General features: G+C 47.8%; 16 protein-coding genes and 1 pseudogene. 7 read left to right on the top strand and 10 right to left on the bottom strand.

Annotated elements, in window-relative coordinates; all coding sequences use genetic code 11:
• The first annotated feature begins 107 nt into the window (after positions 1-107).
• Positions 108-1,022, top strand: coding sequence for a bestrophin family protein (locus tag GFB57_RS16335; RefSeq protein ID WP_003032440.1), 915 nt, complete (start codon positions 108-110; stop codon positions 1,020-1,022).
• Here the strand turns inward: GFB57_RS16335 and GFB57_RS16330 are convergent.
• Complete coding sequence (locus tag GFB57_RS16330; protein ID WP_003032441.1) at positions 1,019-1,396, bottom strand: GFA family protein; 378 nt, start codon at positions 1,394-1,396, stop codon at positions 1,019-1,021. The genes GFB57_RS16335 and GFB57_RS16330 overlap by 4 nt on opposite strands.
• Before the next feature lie 132 nt (positions 1,397-1,528).
• Positions 1,529-2,287 carry a trans-aconitate 2-methyltransferase gene (gene tam, locus GFB57_RS16325; protein ID WP_003032442.1) on the bottom strand — a complete coding sequence of 253 codons (759 nt, stop codon included), beginning with the start codon at positions 2,285-2,287 and terminating at the stop codon, positions 1,529-1,531.
• 110 nt (positions 2,288-2,397) lie between these two features.
• On the opposite strand from tam, the gene GFB57_RS16320 reads away from it, so the two are divergent.
• On the top strand, positions 2,398-2,919 hold the full coding sequence (locus GFB57_RS16320) for a GNAT family N-acetyltransferase (protein WP_003032443.1): 522 nt from the start codon (positions 2,398-2,400) through the stop codon (positions 2,917-2,919).
• 35 nt (positions 2,920-2,954) lie between these two features.
• Here GFB57_RS16320 and GFB57_RS16315 read toward each other — a convergent pair whose 3' ends face one another.
• Positions 2,955-3,254: a hypothetical protein gene (locus GFB57_RS16315; RefSeq protein ID WP_003032444.1), complete on the bottom strand. Its 300-nt coding sequence runs from the start codon at positions 3,252-3,254 to the stop codon at positions 2,955-2,957.
• A gap of 280 nt (positions 3,255-3,534) precedes the next feature.
• Here GFB57_RS16315 and GFB57_RS16310 point away from each other — a divergent pair.
• Positions 3,535-5,161: pseudogene (locus tag GFB57_RS16310) on the top strand (mechanosensitive ion channel domain-containing protein).
• Between the two features lie 299 nt (positions 5,162-5,460).
• Here GFB57_RS16310 and GFB57_RS16305 read toward each other — a convergent pair.
• Genes GFB57_RS16305 through GFB57_RS16275 form a run of 7 tightly spaced genes read right to left on the bottom strand, consistent with a single transcriptional unit; the run spans position 5,461 to position 12,488 of the window.
• Positions 5,461-5,931 (bottom strand): hypothetical protein, encoded by a 471-nt coding sequence (locus GFB57_RS16305; protein WP_016150237.1) that lies wholly within the window; start codon positions 5,929-5,931, stop codon positions 5,461-5,463.
• A complete protein-coding gene (locus GFB57_RS16300) occupies positions 5,918-6,682 on the bottom strand; it encodes a winged helix-turn-helix domain-containing protein (RefSeq protein ID WP_003019930.1) in 765 nt (254 codons plus the stop codon). The genes GFB57_RS16305 and GFB57_RS16300 overlap by 14 nt, the downstream gene beginning before the upstream one ends.
• Before the next feature lie 55 nt (positions 6,683-6,737).
• Complete coding sequence (locus GFB57_RS16295) at positions 6,738-7,394, bottom strand: molecular chaperone (protein ID WP_003019933.1); 657 nt, start codon at positions 7,392-7,394, stop codon at positions 6,738-6,740.
• A gap of 7 nt (positions 7,395-7,401) precedes the next feature.
• The gene (locus GFB57_RS16290; protein ID WP_003019937.1) at positions 7,402-8,745 is read right to left on the bottom strand and encodes a fimbrial protein; all 1,344 of its coding nucleotides are present in this window, start codon (positions 8,743-8,745) and stop codon (positions 7,402-7,404) included.
• Positions 8,742-11,219, bottom strand: coding sequence for a fimbria/pilus outer membrane usher protein (locus GFB57_RS16285; protein ID WP_003019940.1), 2,478 nt, complete (start codon positions 11,217-11,219; stop codon positions 8,742-8,744). The genes GFB57_RS16290 and GFB57_RS16285 overlap by 4 nt, the downstream gene beginning before the upstream one ends.
• A complete protein-coding gene (locus tag GFB57_RS16280; protein ID WP_230472374.1) occupies positions 11,206-11,919 on the bottom strand; it encodes a molecular chaperone in 714 nt (237 codons plus the stop codon). The genes GFB57_RS16285 and GFB57_RS16280 overlap by 14 nt, the downstream gene beginning before the upstream one ends.
• A gap of 14 nt (positions 11,920-11,933) precedes the next feature.
• Positions 11,934-12,488, bottom strand: a complete 555-nt coding sequence (locus GFB57_RS16275) for a fimbrial protein (RefSeq protein WP_003019947.1) — start codon at positions 12,486-12,488, stop codon at positions 11,934-11,936.
• A gap of 462 nt (positions 12,489-12,950) precedes the next feature.
• On the opposite strand from GFB57_RS16275, the gene GFB57_RS16270 reads away from it, so the two are divergent.
• From GFB57_RS16270 to GFB57_RS16255, 4 genes are all read left to right on the top strand, one after another.
• Entirely contained in the window at positions 12,951-13,337 is a 387-nt protein-coding gene (locus GFB57_RS16270; RefSeq protein WP_003019950.1) for a hypothetical protein, read from the top strand.
• A 9-nt stretch (positions 13,338-13,346) separates the two neighbouring features.
• Positions 13,347-14,180, top strand: coding sequence for a helix-turn-helix transcriptional regulator (locus GFB57_RS16265; RefSeq protein ID WP_003019952.1), 834 nt, complete (start codon positions 13,347-13,349; stop codon positions 14,178-14,180).
• 157 nt (positions 14,181-14,337) lie between these two features.
• The gene (locus GFB57_RS16260) at positions 14,338-15,804 is read left to right on the top strand and encodes an amidohydrolase family protein (protein ID WP_003019956.1); all 1,467 of its coding nucleotides are present in this window, start codon (positions 14,338-14,340) and stop codon (positions 15,802-15,804) included.
• A gap of 86 nt (positions 15,805-15,890) precedes the next feature.
• A complete protein-coding gene (locus GFB57_RS16255) occupies positions 15,891-17,153 on the top strand; it encodes an MFS transporter (protein ID WP_230472372.1) in 1,263 nt (420 codons plus the stop codon).
• Positions 17,154-17,385 lie beyond the last annotated feature (232 nt).

The following is a 17,385-nucleotide window of genomic DNA, read 5'->3' as shown; positions in this document are numbered from 1 at the left end:
TCGTTTTAAGCAGGGCAAAAGTTGTTTGGATAATGTTGCGATTAACTTGCAACATTGATCGCTATCGCGTCTAATGTGACGGATTTCACATTTTCCCGAAGATAACCATGATCGTTCGTCCCCAACAACACTGGATGCGCCTGATATTCGTCTGGCACGGTTCCGTATTATCCAAGATTTTTTCACGTCTGCTGCTGAACTTCCTGCTTTCCATCGCCGTTATTATCATGTTGCCCTGGTATACGATGCTGGGCATTAAGTTTACCCTTGCGCCGTTCAGCATTCTCGGCGTGGCGATAGCGATCTTTTTAGGTTTTCGCAATAACGCCTGCTACTCACGTTACGTTGAAGCCCGACACCTGTGGGGGCAGTTGATGATTGCTTCCCGATCGCTTCTGCGTGAGGTAAAAACCACGTTACCTGACGATGCAGAACTGGGACAGTTTGTGCGTCTGCAAATTGCATTTGCTCACTGTTTACGCATGACGTTACGTCGAAACCCACAGGCGAAGCCGTTAGCGAAATATCTTAGCGAGAAAGATTTGCAAACGGTATTTGCCGCACAATCCCCGGCAAACCGTATTTTGTTGCTGATGGGGGAGTGGTTGGCCGTGCGCAGACGTGATGGGCAGCTGTCCGATATATTATTTCATAGTTTAAACAACAGATTAAATGATATGTCGGCAGTATTGGCAGGTTGCGAGCGGATTGCGAATACTCCGGTCCCGTTTGCTTATACTTTGATCCTTCATCGCACGGTGTACCTGTTCTGTATCATGCTGCCATTCGCCCTGGTGGTGGATCTGCACTACATGACACCGTTTATTTCAGTGCTTATTTCCTATACTTTTATCTCGCTCGATACGCTTGCGGAAGAACTTGAAGATCCGTTTGGTACTGAGAACAATGACCTGCCGCTGGATGCGATTTGCAATGCAATCGAAATCGATTTACTGCAAATGAATGATGAAACAAATGTGCCAGCAAAACATATGCCGGATAAGCACTATCAACTCACTTAGCGACGTTCGTTTTGCCACCACGCGGGCTGCATATCGGAAAACGAATGAAACTCCGGTGCAAGGTCTTCATCGTTAGGATCGTCAAAAGCACCGGCTAAAAGCGCAATGACCGGGGCGTCATCGATAGCGCCCACGGAACTGCCGCACTGAGGACAAAAGGCCCGACTGGTCGTTTCTGATGAGCGCCAGGTTGTCGGTTTTCCGGCTTTTCCCGTCCATTCTACATTTTCTGCATCAAACTCAATCCAGACGACGGTAGGGGCGCCCGTATGTTTCCGGCATATATCGCAGGAGCAGGTATGGGAATTATTAGGACTGCTGGCTGTGAAACGGATCGAGCCACACAGACACCCACCAATGTAGACTTTAGACATAACAACCCCCCGTCAGAAACATGTTGCAAGACACTAGCAGAAGCCAGACATAGCCACTAGATCCTAATGATAAAAAGGCGAGGGTACGCATGGCTGATAGTTTATTCCTGTGATCTGCCAGATGATAAACGCTTAACTATTGCGTCTGGCAACAATAAATAATCGTGGAAATGCCAGTAAAATTTTGCCGTTCTCCTGCAACGGATATTGTTCCTGGAGCAGTTCATGGTAGCGCGCCAGGTAATGACGTTGCTCGCTTTCGCTCAAATCCTGCAACCAGGGGCGCAAGCCCGTTGAGCTTACCCAGTCGATAATTGCCTGATGCGAATCCATAATGTGATAATACGTTGTACGCCAGATATCTACATCACAACCTGCTTCGGTCAAAATATCATAGTAGGCGTGAACGCCAGGAAGCGGAGCACGGCCACGGTCTGGGTAATCTTGTTCATAAGCTACTTCGCGCATCAATACATGCGTTGGCTCCAGCCAGTTATCTGGCATTTGCACGGCCAGAACGCCATTGTGACTCAGTTGTGAGACCAGGTGCGGGAATAATTCATAGTGATCGGGTACCCACTGTAACGACGCATTTGCATAAAGCAGATCCACGGGATGCTCGGGGTGAAACAGGCTAATATCCGCTTCGATAAAATGACAGTCAGGTAACGTGTTGCGCGCTTCATTCAGCATAGCAGGAGAGGAATCGACTCCTGTTGTCTTTGCCGTGGGCCAGCGCTGATGCAGCAATGCCGTACTGTTACCAGGGCCACAACCAAGATCAACAACTGAGCGGACATTTGCTAACGCCACACGGCTGAGTAATTCCGCTGCGGGTCTTGAACGTTCAGTTTCATATTGCAGATAAAGCGAAGGGTTCCAGTCGGCCATGTATAAATCTCCAGTATGAGAGGAAAAGTCGGAAAAGGACGATATAAACCCTTGCCGATGATCCACTTATTTTAGAAGATTATACGAAAATGAATGATAAGGGCAGGAATATGCTGGAAACACCAAGGTTGATATTACGACAGTGGGAAGCTAAAGACCGAGCCCCTTTTGCTGCACTCAATGCCGATTCTGACGTGATGCGCTTTTTCCCGGCACCGCTACAGAAGGCTGAAAGCGATAACCTGGTCGATAGGTTTAGTGAAGGTATTGCAGCGCGCGGCTGGGGATTTTGGGCCGTAGAGTTAAAAGAAACACACCAGTTTGTGGGCTGTGTGGGGTTGCATCCACAACCTGATAAATTTCATTTTTCACCCTGTACTGAAATAGGCTGGCGTCTTGCTAAAGCATACTGGCACCAGGGAGTGGCATTGGAAGCCGCCGAAGCATGCCTGACGTTTGCTTTCGAAGAGCTGGCGTTAAGTGAGGTGGTTTCATTCACTTCAGTGCTGAACACACCGTCAGAGAAACTGATGATACGACTTGGTATGAATAAAGCAGAAGAGTTTGTTCATCCCGCGCTGCCGTCAGATCATCGGTTAGCACAACATGTCCTGTATCGTCTTTGTCGATAATTAACCAGATTATTAGTGCAGATACCTGTTAGTCTTTAAAAGCATGTGTGTTGATCGATGTATTTACCCACCTCAATGACGGTATTCGTTTTAGGATCGATATTAAGCACCACAAAACGCATTTGCGGACAAAACATCTCTGCGCTCTTCTTGCTGCACTCAGTTTGCAGCCATCGATGTTCACCATCGTCAGTTACAACCGTATTCAGGTTGCTATATTCGCTGCATTCAAAACCTTTTTCGGTTGCTCTTTTTCTTGCGGCATCCAGACTCAGACCAACAACATTCAAACTGTCGACCTCTTTGGCATGTGCGCTGTCGGAAACGCGTGTCAATATGCAACCCGTTAGCGTACAGGTAAAGAGTAGTAAGCACACAAAGCGCAGGATGATCTTGTCGTTTTTGTTAGGCATTGTCTGATGATTTAAATTGTGCGTTCTGAAGCATAGCATCATTCAGCACAAGTTAGTGTTAATCAGGCCACTGCGACCACTATGTCATCGATATTCGTGCCTTTATTGCGTAAGTGAAAGGCTGGTCTATGCTAAAACGATGCTCCGTCTTGCTTTGGCTTTTTGAATAATAACGAGAATTCTCATATTTCCGGTGGTGAATATGAACAGGATTACGCTCGCTTTTTTAACGTGTTTTCTCTCATCTTTGGTTTTTAACGCAAATGCAGCGGAACCTCGTCAGGAGCCGAACGAGAAAGAACGTGCCCGCACGGTCTATATATTCCACCAACCGATTGTCATGTTACAGGCAAAATTTGGCCTTACTACACCGGAAGAGCGGGTGCTACGCATCCGCAATACATTACGCAATTTCACCGAAGCCGATGTGCGTGAGCCTCTACAAATCGAGTCAGTCACCCGCTATAACCAGTCGGGAAGGCTTATCGTAATGAATCACAAGCCGGTGCTGTTGCTGACTGCAGGCGATCTTGATGAGGGTGATGATCTGACACTCGATCAGGCAGCGCAGCGCGTGTTGGCACGCATGGAACAGCAGCGTTCGGCATTGAATGAGCAGTATAATAGTGCCTGGCTGGCGCTTTCGGTGGTGAAAACAGTAGCAGGACTGACGGGACTGATACTGTTTTGGTACGGTTCATACCGTTCCTGGCGCTGGGTAAAACGTGTTTATCGCCGGCGTATTTTGAGAATCGAAGCTGGATCTCTCCGCGGTGGCGTAGGCTTGTCGGTGCTATCGAAACACGCCTGTTTGCAGCATTGATGATCCTCTTGGGTATCGTCTCACTGTATGTCTGGCTCAGCTGGACCTTTAGTCTGTTTCCCTGGACGCGCGTTTGGGGAGAGTCATTGGGTGATTGGTTTGTTCGAGTGGTGCGCGATATAGCATTGTCGATTGTCTCGGCTCTTCCTGGGTTAATGATCGTGCTAATCATTTTCGTTATCACCGTAGTAATATTGAAACTACTTAAAGCTGTGCTCAACCAAGTAGAAGCGGGGCGTTTACAATTGCCGGGGATCCATCCAGATACAGTCGGCGCGACCCGTAAGCTGATTTCGGTGGTAGTTTGGCTCTTTGCGTTATCAGCTGCCTATCCGTTTTTACCTGGGGCCAATTCACTTGCGTTTAAAGGCATTAGTGTTTTCTTTGGTCTGATGCTCACGCTTGGTTCGGCCGGGGTGATGAATCATGCGATGAGCGGGTTGGTTTTGATCTACTCACGAGCGCTACGTAAAGGAGATATGATTCGGGTGGCCGATAACGAAGGTTTGGTCAGTGAAATTGGCATGCTTGCGACTAAAATCATCACCCGTGAAAACTATGTAGTCACGGTGCCAAATGCAGTTGTCGTCAGCGGGAAAATTACTAATCTAAGTGCGCAAAGCGCAAAGCGCAAAGCGCAAACGGCGGCGTCAACCTGACAATTGGCGTCACCATTGGCTATGACACACCGTGGCGGCAAGTGCACGCAATGTTGGAGTTAGCGGCCAAACGGGCGAAAGGAATCGATCTTTCTCAGCCGCCGTTGGTGCGTCAGTTGAGTCTGATGGACTGGTACATTGCATATGAACTGCAGGTATGTTTACTGCCGGAGGTGCCGCTGGCTGATGCGCGTAACGAACTGCACAGTAATATTCAGGACGTCTTCAATGAGTTCAATGTACAGATCATGTCTCCAAACTTTGTGCTGCAACCTGAGAGCAGCGTGATGGTGGCCAAAGAGGACTGGTACACAGCACCTGCAGCGCCGCCTGAAAGCGGGAAGTAATTAAAATTAATGATCCTGTTACTTCAACACCATATGTAACCAGCACAAGAAGGATGACCAAAGAATCTTAGATTCTTCCTCATTCCACGTCAGTGCGCATAATGTATATTATGTTAAATTGGATCTGAACTGTATTAGGCTTCTAACCCCATGGACCTGTTCAGTCTTCGCCCCTTCTGATTTCTCTGTCGAATAACCAATCATGAAGGTCTGAGCAACAAAGTTCGCTCCTGCAGTTGAGATGCTTTGAGCACAAGCACTCTGTATGCAAACGCTATACAGAGTGCAATCTCAACGGTTTAACGCTGACAAAACACCGACGGCGAACGGCTGGTATAGAACTGCCATGTACTGCTATTGAGTCGCAATATGCTGAAATAAAATGGTTCTTTGGGTTTAAGGAAAAAATCTGGCAACGTTCTCGCTAACAATGGATGAATGTTAGTGCCACCGGAACTTGAAGCGACATTTCCGGACTCCATAAAGTAATCATCATCCTTGCGAGTAAAGGTAAACCAGACATTTTGATTTACCGCCAGCTTTTCACCGTTATTATCAGTGATTTTTCCGCGTAAAATAGCCACCCCATTGCTGCCATTAAAAACGTACCTGACTGAAATATCACCACGAATATCTGGATACTCCATTACTAATTCTCCGGAGCAATCAAAATGTGACCGCTGCCAGTTTTGTAACGTCATCGTGACAGCAATTGTTAACGCTACTGCTAAGATGATGCCAACACACCATTTTATATTACGTCCCCACATGTCTGGACTCCGCGAAATAATAATGGGTCACACAATCATTATCCTGCCAGCGGCTAAATTGCTTTCGACAAGTTAATGCGGAGATCCGCGGGAAATTAGGATACAGCGTGAGATAAATCCAGGGATAGCTTTGACAATCCAGCGTACTTGTTTTGATAAACTGCTGGTGCTGATCAAATTTAAGCACATCCTGATTGGCGTACCAGTGGCATCCCTCCCCTACGCCTAAAGACACATAACGACTGAGTTTGGGATCAAACTGTGCCTCCCAGGTCACTATTGCGGCTATAACGCAGCACACAACACCCGCCAGAATCCAGCACAGTGAGCGCATACGCAGTGATTTTGTCACTGTATTTACCGACGTTACCGATGGCGTGACAGAGAGCTCGCTAAGCGGTTCTTCAATCTTCTGTTCCAGCACTTCCAGTTGTGGCTCCAGGCGGATCCCGACTTTCGGTACGGTTACGATAAGTTCTTCATTCAGGCTAAGTTCTTTAAACGCGCGACGAAGCAAGGAAATATTCTGATAGAACGTATTATTGGTGACCTGCGCACCGTTAATATACCAGACATGCTCAAAGAAATAATCACGTTCAATAACCTGCCCCTGTTGTTGAATTAATAATAGTAAACAACGGGTTGCCGGATTGCTTAATGTTATACGTTTGGTCTCATCCGATTTCGCGTAGAGTACGTTCCGCTCTGGCCAGAATACAACGGTACTGTTAAGCAAAAACACGTGTGCCATTATGTTCCCTGAATATGGATTTTTGTCAATTTAGCTGGAGCGAGTACTGCCAGCGTTAATTTACGACAGTTGAAAATCCCCAACGATTTCCTTCATCGTTAATCACAGTAAAGTTTATCTTATTATTCAGCATTTCAGGAGGTGCTGACTTAAAAATTACCTGCCGGGAACGCGGTGAAACCACTATTCCAGTTATGGAATAGTCTCCTGAAGCTACATTAGCCAGAGATATGTTCCAGGAACTCTGATTAACAGCGTAAATCCCCCCGTTTTCATGGTGAAAACTCAGAAGATTGATGCTTTTTTCAGTCAACACGCCTGTATTTTTCGGTCTCCATAGGACTTTTAGCTGATTTCTTAACGTTAAGCGCACTTTTTCACCAGCTGAGCTATTTTTCAACTCCGCTGGAACCTGGTACACGTTGAGCCAGAATAACGACTCGTAATCGTTGGCAAGCCCCGCCCCAGTCGTCATCACCTTTATCTCGCGTTGTTCACCGGGGAGAATTTTTAGTACCGGGGGAAGCACGATAAAAGGCGAACTGGCCTGTGATGGCCCCTTCTCTGGCGTGCCGTCATCTACCCAACTTTGAACCACCACGGGATAATTACCATCGTTGACTAACATCACCGAGCGTTGAGTCTCTCCGTGGTTGAAAATGACCCGAGTAGTACTGATGTTAACCGCCGCATGTAGGCCAAATGCCAGCATCCAGAGGCTACTGAATACGCAATAAAACTTGTACATGTGACTGGTAGCCCCCCGCCGTTAACGTATCTGCACCAAAACTTGCCAGACGAGCTTCGAAGCTTTCGCTGTAGTAATTGATGCCATCCTGGCTGCCATTTTGCTGCGTATTGCTGCCAATGACTGGCATCCAGCCGCCTTCGCTACCGCTGCCGACAGTTGATACCGCCATAAAATTCACCGGATTACCCGCACGGTAAACACGCACGCCAACGCCGCGAGCCCGCCCGGGAGCGCCATATTGCGTATCTAATAGCCAGGTTACGGTTTTACCAGTAATCAAATTAAAACCCCAGGCGCTGTTGACGCTGCTTTCCGGTGCAAGCAGCCCCATTGCGACATTGCTCTTCCCGGTCGCCACACCGGAAACCACCGTTGATTCGCAGGCAAATCCTATCTGGAAGGGCGCTGATGAATACTCCCCCTGCTTGAGCTGAGCCACGGAAATTGGCGGCAGATGCACAACGGGCGTAAAATCGGTAACCTGACACATTGCTGCACGTTTGACGAAGATCCCGTTATTGTACAGGCTAATCACTGACGGCCAGTCATTCGCCCAGCCAGCCCAATTTCCTCCACGGTGTGGCTGACCTATCTTGATACCCCACGAAGTTGTACCGGGCCCACGAAAAACCACGTAAGCATTGGGATTCACATAACTATTGTAAGTAGCAGACTGCGCCTGGTTGGCGTAGTAGCGTGTATCCAGCGTTTTAATCAACTCGGCGCTTATCGTCGAGAAGTTCTTGGCCTTAATCAGGAAGTTGCCATTGGTATCAAGATCCAGGTTTTCCAGTGGGCGTTGCTGCCAGCTGTCGGTAAAGACGCTGCCTGTCGCATCGTGCGTCAAGCGTAATGCGACATTTTTCATGATGGTCAGATACGCGCCTGGTACATCCGTTGCTTCATACCAGCCAGCCACGGTGTCATCGCCGTTAGTTGACCAGGCTTCATAGAGTTGTCCGGCGGTGTCCGGTGTACAACGGAAAAATACCTGCTCAGGATCGTAACCGCCGCTTTTATGGGCATAAGTGGTAAAAGGGATCCCGCCGCTGGAGGTCAGGATCGTCCCTGCCGGCTGAAAACTGCTATTACTGGTGATATCGACAGACTTACTCAATCCCGGCAATAGCCCGTTCCAGGCATCGTTGCCGCCGCCGGAGCGCCAGTCATTGGCAATGCCGTCCGTACTTGCACTAAGCCTGTGCGTACCTTGTGCGCCACTACTTCCTGATTTATATGGATAAATAATGTATTCACAGGCGGCCTGTATCTGACAAGAAAACAGCGCCAGAACCAGAAAAAATAGTCTCATGAGCGCCCTTTTGTTACGCAAGCTACCGTTAATGCAATTAACGGTTCTGTACGTTGTTGTTGGTTAAGTTTCCACGGCAACGAACAATCACTGCTTTCCAGCATCAATAGTCCCTCTTCTTCTTCAACGCGGGCATATACCTGGTTCGCCTGGGCAACCATCCCGACTACACGACCTCGACCGTCGGTCACAGCCGCTCCCATCGGTAACGTCACGTCACTCTTCACAGTGATGAGTAACGGATAGCCAGAGAGCGTTGCAAAACGCAGTTTTACTGCGGCCCCCGCCATTGGCGCAATGCGCCGTTGACTCTCCTGGAGCTCTGCGTTGGTGTTCATTCCGCTACCGTCGAGAGTCACATTGTTAAAGCGATAAGGTGTCAATGAGGGGACCAGCGCATAACCCCCACTGTTCACAGTTGCACCCTGGCCGCCCCCGACTCTGGCTCCCGCAGCGCCTGGCGCTTCCACCAGGGCAAATGTGTCGCCAACCCACGGGCCGGCAACAATGCCATGGCGATGTACAACAAGCGCCCCGCGTACCCCTGCAGACCATTGCTGATAGTTTTGTGACTGTGAAACGCTGCCGTTTAGCGTGCCGAAAGCCGTATTTTTTTGCAGTGAACCACCCCAGTCGGTCACGCTGTTTGACTCACCTTGCCCCTGTTGCCAGCCAGTAGACAGCGCGTAATTAAGGGTTTCATCCTGATCAAGCGCACCAGACAATGCCAACTGCGCATTGCGCCCAGCCTGTTGAGCCTGACTCGCCGACAGCGCCAGCGTATGCTCACGTTCGCCTATACCCAAAGGCATTGAGACGGTAAGCGTTGCCATGTTTTCTTTTTGCACTTGTGAACGGTCGCCGTTACGCCACCAGGTGTCCTGTCGGCTGAATGACATACCTAACGTCATTCGTCCAAAGGTGGTGTTATACCCAGCCTGCAACTGAGTGCTGCTGCCACGGTCACTGTAGTAATCCATCATTGATCCCGACAGCCATAGGTTTCCGTAGCTGCTCAACGTTTGGTTCACAGTAACGGTAAACTGGTTTTTTTGACGCAGCGTATCCGAGCGCCATTGCGTATTGCTTCCGCTGACGCTTCGCTCACCCAGAACGTCACCGTAGTCACGATACCCTTCTGTGGAATAGCGATAACCCGCCAGCGCGACGTGAGTTCCTGTCGGGGTGAACGTTTTGCTCCAGTTGGTTTGCAGCCGCCAGCCACTCATGGTTTGAGAAGCAATCCGGGCCCGCGAACCGGTAACATCGACACCAAAAGCGCCCATCGACGTTGCCAGAACGCCTCCCATCAGCAGTGCCTGATAGTCGTCGCCGATCCGCAAAGCGCCATTAGCGGTCAGGAGATTCGTCATCCCGCGCTCCAGCGTGAAATCGGTAAACAGACCATCGGCCGCGCTGTAATCCCGGGTCTTACCTGCCACCAGACCGTAGCGCCAGACGCCGGGACGCAGTGATAAAGGTACGCTGGCATATGGCACGGTATAGCTACTCTTTTTGTTATCGGCGCCGGTGATTTCAACTTGTAAATCACCGTCCCAGGCTGTATTCGGCAAATCATCGAGTACAAAAGGGCCTTGTGGTACGCTGGTTTCGTAAAGCGTTCGACCATTCTGCTTAACCACAACGCGTGAAGGTGTAGATGCCGTACCACGAATTTCTGGGGCGTAGCCGCGTCGCGACTGTGGCCACATTCGTTGATCGGTTTCCAGTTTGACACCTGTAAACGCCATGCTGCCAAGCAGATTTCCCGAGGTGTAGCTTTCGCCTACCGTCAGTAAACTTTCCAGAGATGCGACAGGGTGTTGAAGCCAGGTTTGCAGCGCATCCCAACGTTGGCTTTCACGATCGCCATCGCGCCGCCAGTTGGCAGACGACTGTTGGCGAAATTGCCAACTCCCCATGTTGAAGCCGCTGCTCAGTCCCAGCCAACCAAAATCACTTTGCTGACCGTTATTTTTATTGTGATAGGCGTGCAGATTGTAGTTACTGAACAACACGCTCTCGCCGCTTTGCCACTGCGACGGCGGTACATAATCCATGGGGGTACGTTTTAATGCCGCCTGAGGAACGCTGAGATTCAGACGCAATAAGCTCTGGTCAAAATCCCAGCGTCCACCGCTGATCCGAGCTTCAGGGGCGAAGCAATCCTGCGCTTGTTCCGACGCTGCTGTTACGCCCTGTTCATCCCAGAATTTCGCCGGAAGACAGGGTTCGGTACGCCCTGCTGTATTCTGGCGAAACAACACATCATCCCTCCCTACATACCGTCCATTGAGCCAGATATCCACGCTATAACGTCCCGCGACCACCGCATCCGGATCGTTGAGCATTGCCAGGCTTTTTTCGTAACCACTCCCAAGCAACAATGTTTCGTCAAAGGTGTAATTGCTGGCAAAAACAGGCATAGCTGCTGGCAAAAAAAACCACCACCAGCGTGGATTAGTTTCGGACATTGTCCTGTTTCTCCAATGCCACGCGCCCGCTTAATGAGGCTCCCTGATCGTTAATCCAGCGCATTTGCGCGTCATTCACTTGCGAAATTTTTGCAGGCCACGACATTGTCGCCCACGGTGCGATCGTTTCGCTCTGAATGCGCTGTTTTTTTCCCGCACCGCTGACGTCAAGTGACGAGAGCGCAAGATAGAAACCACTGTTATTGCGTAAATGCAGCTTGCCATTCTGCAGCCAAACCCGGCTGGTGTTCGCCATTTCCAGCGGCGAACCCACCAGCCCTTTGGGTCTGACCAATACTTTTACGCGACTACGTACCAGCACCAGAAGCTGGTTATCGTTTTGCGCATCCTTATTTATGGGCGGGATCTGAATGAAGTTAAACCACCATAGCGATTCCCTGTCCTGTGCAACGGGTTTGCCGATGTAACGCAGCCGCACAGTTTGCCCCGCGTGGGCCGCCATCCGAAAGACCGGTGGCGTGGTGACAAAAGGAGCGGCCGCAGTTTGTGGTACTGATTGTGCATCGCCATCATCAAGCCAAACCTGAACGACACCAGGAACGTCGCCGCGATTAGTTAATTGCACACTGACTTCCCGGCTGTCTGCCGGATAGATTATCCGGTTGCCGGTCATCACTATGCTTGCCTGCACGCAGAAGCACATCATCATTCCAGCTAAACCAATAACCAATCCTTTCATCACGCAGATCTCGCTTACAAATAGGAAATGGCGTATTGCACAGTGCCGACAACTGTCCCGGCGGTTGCCCCACCGTTCGGGCTAAAATACTGCACGGCAAAGTCGTGCTCACCGGACGTATTTCCGGCCGCAACGGTGATTCCTGCAACTGGAGTTCCAGTACGCAAATCAATCGGCGTAGTGCCCGCGCTATCGGTCAGCAGTTGTAATTCAACATTTTGCGCTGTACCCGTATTAGCCAGGTTTCCACGCTCGGTCATATTATTTGCAACGAAGACGGTTTTAATATCCAACGCATTAGAATCAACAGTACAACCAGTAACGCCGAGGGTGAATGTTGTCAGGCCTGCTGAAGATGCTGCTGCCGCGAGATCGCTTTTCGCAACAGAAGGCAGTAATACCACTGGTCGTGCATTTACACCGTTAACTGTGACTTCGCAAGTTTGTTCGGTCACTTCGCCTTTAAAGGTGATGGTATTTGCTGAATCAGCATACGCTATCTGCGCAAACAATAACGCAAGGCCACCAGCTGCAAATATGTAACTGGTATGAGGATTATTGATTTTCATATTGTCTGTCCTTAATTAATAAATACATCGGTATCGTAATAAATAATTCAATAGTCCCTCTCCGCTGAGAGCGGAGTATTTATTGAGGGATACAGCGACGCCAGTAATATCTTATGACTCCGTAGGATTAACCCTACGATGACTGCTAGTTTAAGAATAATCCCAGAGATTAAAACGTTTGTTTTCTCAAATCATATCAAGTCAATCTTAAGTAAGAAAAACAAACCATAAAATATTTATATCTTATTGTTTTGATTGAGTTAATGCGAGTGTGGTGTGATTAAGAAAATTTTTCTTAAATGCGTGAAAGCAGATGAATTCACAGATTTTCCTCTTCCCCTACGCACCTAAAGCAACATTTCTGGCTTGACTGAAGAATTTTTTGTCCCTTCTCTCTAATGATTTTGTCGTGGCAGGTATCTATGATTACATCATCACTAACGAAACATTTCAGGACCTAACATGAAAATTAACACCGATGATTTCCCGCGCGTCAGAATGGATTATTCAATAGAGTCAGATGCGTCTTCAAATGACATTCTGATTGCAATTTCAAAACTTTTACAAAAAAAACAGCCCTTTGTTTTTATCTGTAGCGGATTACCGACTGAAAGCAATAAAGAAAATGATGATGTTAATGAACGCCGCAAGATTACTACCTGGATGAAGGACAATAAAGCTGCTATTGGCCAACTGATTAAAGGCCATATTCATATCATTCCAGAGACTACTAAGCGCACAGAACTGGAAAGCTTTTCAGTAACCTTCGAAAGATTCTGGGGTTATCCTATGTTTATTGTTGCCACTGAAAACGAGGCCAGAGAGAAAGCTAACGCCCTTCTCTGCTAAGGAATACTGATGTTTATATTTAAGGTTGAGCCAACGTACGTGGAAGAGTTAGTGCAGCCAGTCGTGGTAATTGGTCTCGGTATGGTGACGGAACAATGGGAATTGCCGTTTCACAGTCATAACAAAGCTGAACTTTTATTTGCTGATACCGGGCTTATCACCTTAGAAACTGAACATGATTTGTGGATCGTCCCGCCTCAGGGGGCCGTATGGATACCTGGCGGACTCAGGCATCGGGCAAAATGTAGCGGAAACCCTCGTGGATTTGTGGTGTTCATAGAGCCTGGTACGGTGGAGAATTTACCTGAAACATGCTGCACAATGTCGGTGTCCCCCTTTCTGCGCGCCTTGCTTGAGCGAACTGCCGCGCTGCCGCAAAATTATTCGCATGAGAGCGCGGCATCGCGTCTGATAGCCGTTCTGTTAGATGAGATCATTGCAGCGCCGTTGGAATGGCTTCATCTTCCTATGCCAACTGACACACGCTTGCTGGCGCTGGCAAATACTATGCTGTCATTACCCTCTGAGCGGATAACGCTTGCGCAATGGGCTTGTCGGTTGAATATGAGCGAAAGGAACTTATCCCGGCTTTTTGCCAAAGAAACGGGATTTAGTATAAATCGCTGGCGCCGTCAGATGCACATTGTGAAAGCATTGCCATTACTGGCGCAAGGGCTATCGATACAGGTGATCGCGGATCAACTGGGTTATGAAAGCTCCGGAGCTTTTGTCACAATGTTTCGTAAAGCAACCGGCACACCTCCTCGTCGATTTATGGCTGAAAGGATGGCTGATATTCATTCACCTTTAAATATTCCTGCAGGTGGTTTTTACGAATACTAACGATGATTATCTGTATTTATACATGATAACCACCCCCTTCATTTTACATTGCTGAATATAAACCCAGCACACATATTATCTATTGCAATAAAAACTCCTCGTTTTAAGTAATGTGAGTTTTTATTGTTATGGTTATTTTTATAAGTCAGGAGGAAAAATGGAGTTGCACAAGAAAGTTATTCGTGGTGGTATTTATATTACAATGGATGCTGATATTGGTGATATTAAGAATGGAGCTGTATTGCTTGAGGGGAATATCATCAAAGATATTAGCCACTCTGAACATGCTTTTGATCATCATCAGGATGCTGAGTTTATAGACGCACATGGCGCTATCGTTATGCCGGGCATGGTTGATGCACATCGACATAACTGGATGTCGCTTTTCCGTGGTGTTTCTACAGAAGAGTCATTACCTGCCTTTTTAATCAATACATTCTACGCGTTTGGAGGGGTATTTACTGCCTCAAATATGTATGCGGCAGTATTATCAGGAAATATCAATGCTATTAACGCAGGTACCACAACAGTCTATGAAATTAACGATTGTGTGAATACGCCTGACCATGCTTTTAATGCTATTCAGGGGATGAAGGACAGCGGAATTCGTGGCATCTATGCCTATGGTATGCAGGTCTATAACTTTGAACCGTCCGGTTTTAAATCTCAGGAAGATCGTCTCGACATGGCCAGGCACCTATCCTGTACGCAATTCAACAGACAGGATCGTCTTGGCATGGGGATGTTGATTTCCGACCTCGGCACAGTCCCGTTTGCTCATTCGGCCCAGCAAATCAGGCTCACTGATGAGTTGGGAATCAAATGTGTTTCTCATACTGGCGCAGCCAAAACCTCAATTCTGTTACGCGGTTTGAGAGAGTTGGATGATCATGGTTTATTACGCCCCGGCCATCTGCACGCTCACAGTAATGGTTTAACAGGCGAGGACTGGAAACTGATTGCCCAAACCGGCGGATACGTGGTCAGTACGCCATCAAGCGAACTGCAAATGGGCATGGGTTTTTTACCATACCGGGCATGCGTTGAACATGATATCCCCTTCGGTCTTGGCACGGATCTCACGGGCGTTACAACTGATGATCTGTTTACACAAATGAATATTGCACTCCAAATTGAACGTGCTCTGGCGAATGACCAAATTCACCAGCGTGACAGTATGCCTTTTGAGATCACCCCGACCGTTCGCGATGCGCTTTACTGGGCAACGATGGGGGGCGCAAAAGTGATGGGGCTTGCTGATGAGATTGGCTCGCTGAGCGTCGGTAAGAAGGCAGATCTAATTATCATTCGCCATAGGGAAGGTTTTGTTCCGATGATGAATTATGCTGGCGGTGTCGTACAAATGACCCACAGCAACGATGTTGATACTGTCATTGCCGATGGCGTTATTCGTAAACGTCACGGAAAACTATGTGGTTACGACCTGGCAAAAGTTGAAACGCTTGCACAAAGCGCATTTGATAGCCTTGCCAAAAAATCGAAATCTTTTAATACGCTGGCGGCCAGTGATATTGAGAAATTTTTCCGACTGGCTGAGCGTAAAGCATCGTATCATTTCGCACAGGCTTACAGTAAAGAGTATTTTGATCTTACATTGAATTAATAATTCACCCTGCTTTCACGCCATTCGTGTATTCGGATGGCGTTATTTTATATCTATTGATGACTTTCTGAATAAATGTGAAAACAATGAAATTAAGAAGACCAGAAAAAGAAGTGCACTCACCAGTACTGATGTTGAGTACCCTGATGCTTGGCGTATTTACAGGATTATTCAGTGAAACAGCGCTAAACATGGCATTAACCCAATTGATGCATGAATTTTCCGTGGTTGCAGGCGTTGCGCAATGGTTGGTTACAGGGTATTTATTGACGCTAGCCGTATTCATGCCGGCGTCAATCATATTGATGAAGTGGTTCAGTACCCGGTCATTAATCATCATTGCGGTTTCACTCTCTTTTCTGGGGTGCCTGATTTCAGGTGTCTCAGAAAACATGATGATGTTAATGACCGGGCGTATTGTTCAGGCTATTGGCACCGCGATACTGCTACCCGTGCTGATGAGCGCGGCCTTACTTATTTTTCCGTTGCATCATTGTGGAAAAGTAATGGGAGTAGTCGGTGTTTCTATTACTCTGGCGCCCGCGTTAGGACCAACAATATCAGGATTAATTATTACCGTGCTGAACTGGCGGGCGATATTTTTTATATGTGCTTCAATGTATATCGCAGCATTACTACTGGCCATTGTTGCAGCAGAAAATGTTGGGGATATTACACATCCGCGCATTGATGTGATATCGCTATTATTATCATCCATCGGGTTTGGCGGCATCATCTGCGGGTTGGCTGCGTTGTCTGAAAATCCTGCGTCATCAGTCCACTTCTGGGGCGTTTTCCTGATGGGAATTCTGTGCCTTATCGCATTGTTCTGGCGACAAACCAGAATTCTTTATCCATTGATCAACACAAAAATATTCTCATGCCCGATATTTACAGTCGGCTCGCTTATCATGATGATGAGCATAATGAGCGTACTTGCCACCGCGATTATATTGCCCATCTATTTTATTGATGTCCTGGTAATGCAACCTGCTATGGCCGGTCTGATTTTACTGCCGGGTAACATCGTGAATGTTCTCTTTTCCCCGCTGATTGGTGCCCTCTATAACCGCTATGCGATGAGACCTTTTATTGTCCTTGGTTCTCTGTGCCTCGCATTGAGTGCAACGATATTCCTTATAATTACTCATGGATTCGCAGAAAAATGGGCGATTGCCTCCGCATTTATGCTGTTATGTTTTGGTGTAACGTGCATTATCATGCCGGTACAAACAGCGGCTTTGAGTTCTTTGCCTAAATCTTTATATTCTGATGGTACATCTGTCTGGAATACGTTGTATCAAATCTCCGGTGCTGCCGGAGCCTCGATCGCAATCAGCCTGATGTAATCTTTTACCGCAAGAGCGATGAATGGGAAAGCTGGTACACCTGAGATTTTCGCCTTATCATCAGGAATTCATTCGGTATTTTATTTTATTTTATTCCTGGGGCTCGCTTCATTAGTTGTATCATTCTGGTTACGAGAGCCACAACAAAGAACCTCATCCGATATATTAATCAACTGATATTGTTACTGTTTTTATTAAAACAAAATGACATTTTTTGAAATGTAAAGAAATG

This window comes from Citrobacter sp. S39, assembly GCF_009495675.1.
GTDB lineage: Bacteria > Pseudomonadota > Gammaproteobacteria > Enterobacterales > Enterobacteriaceae > Citrobacter > Citrobacter freundii.
This window is presented reverse-complemented; position numbering and strand designations above follow the sequence as displayed.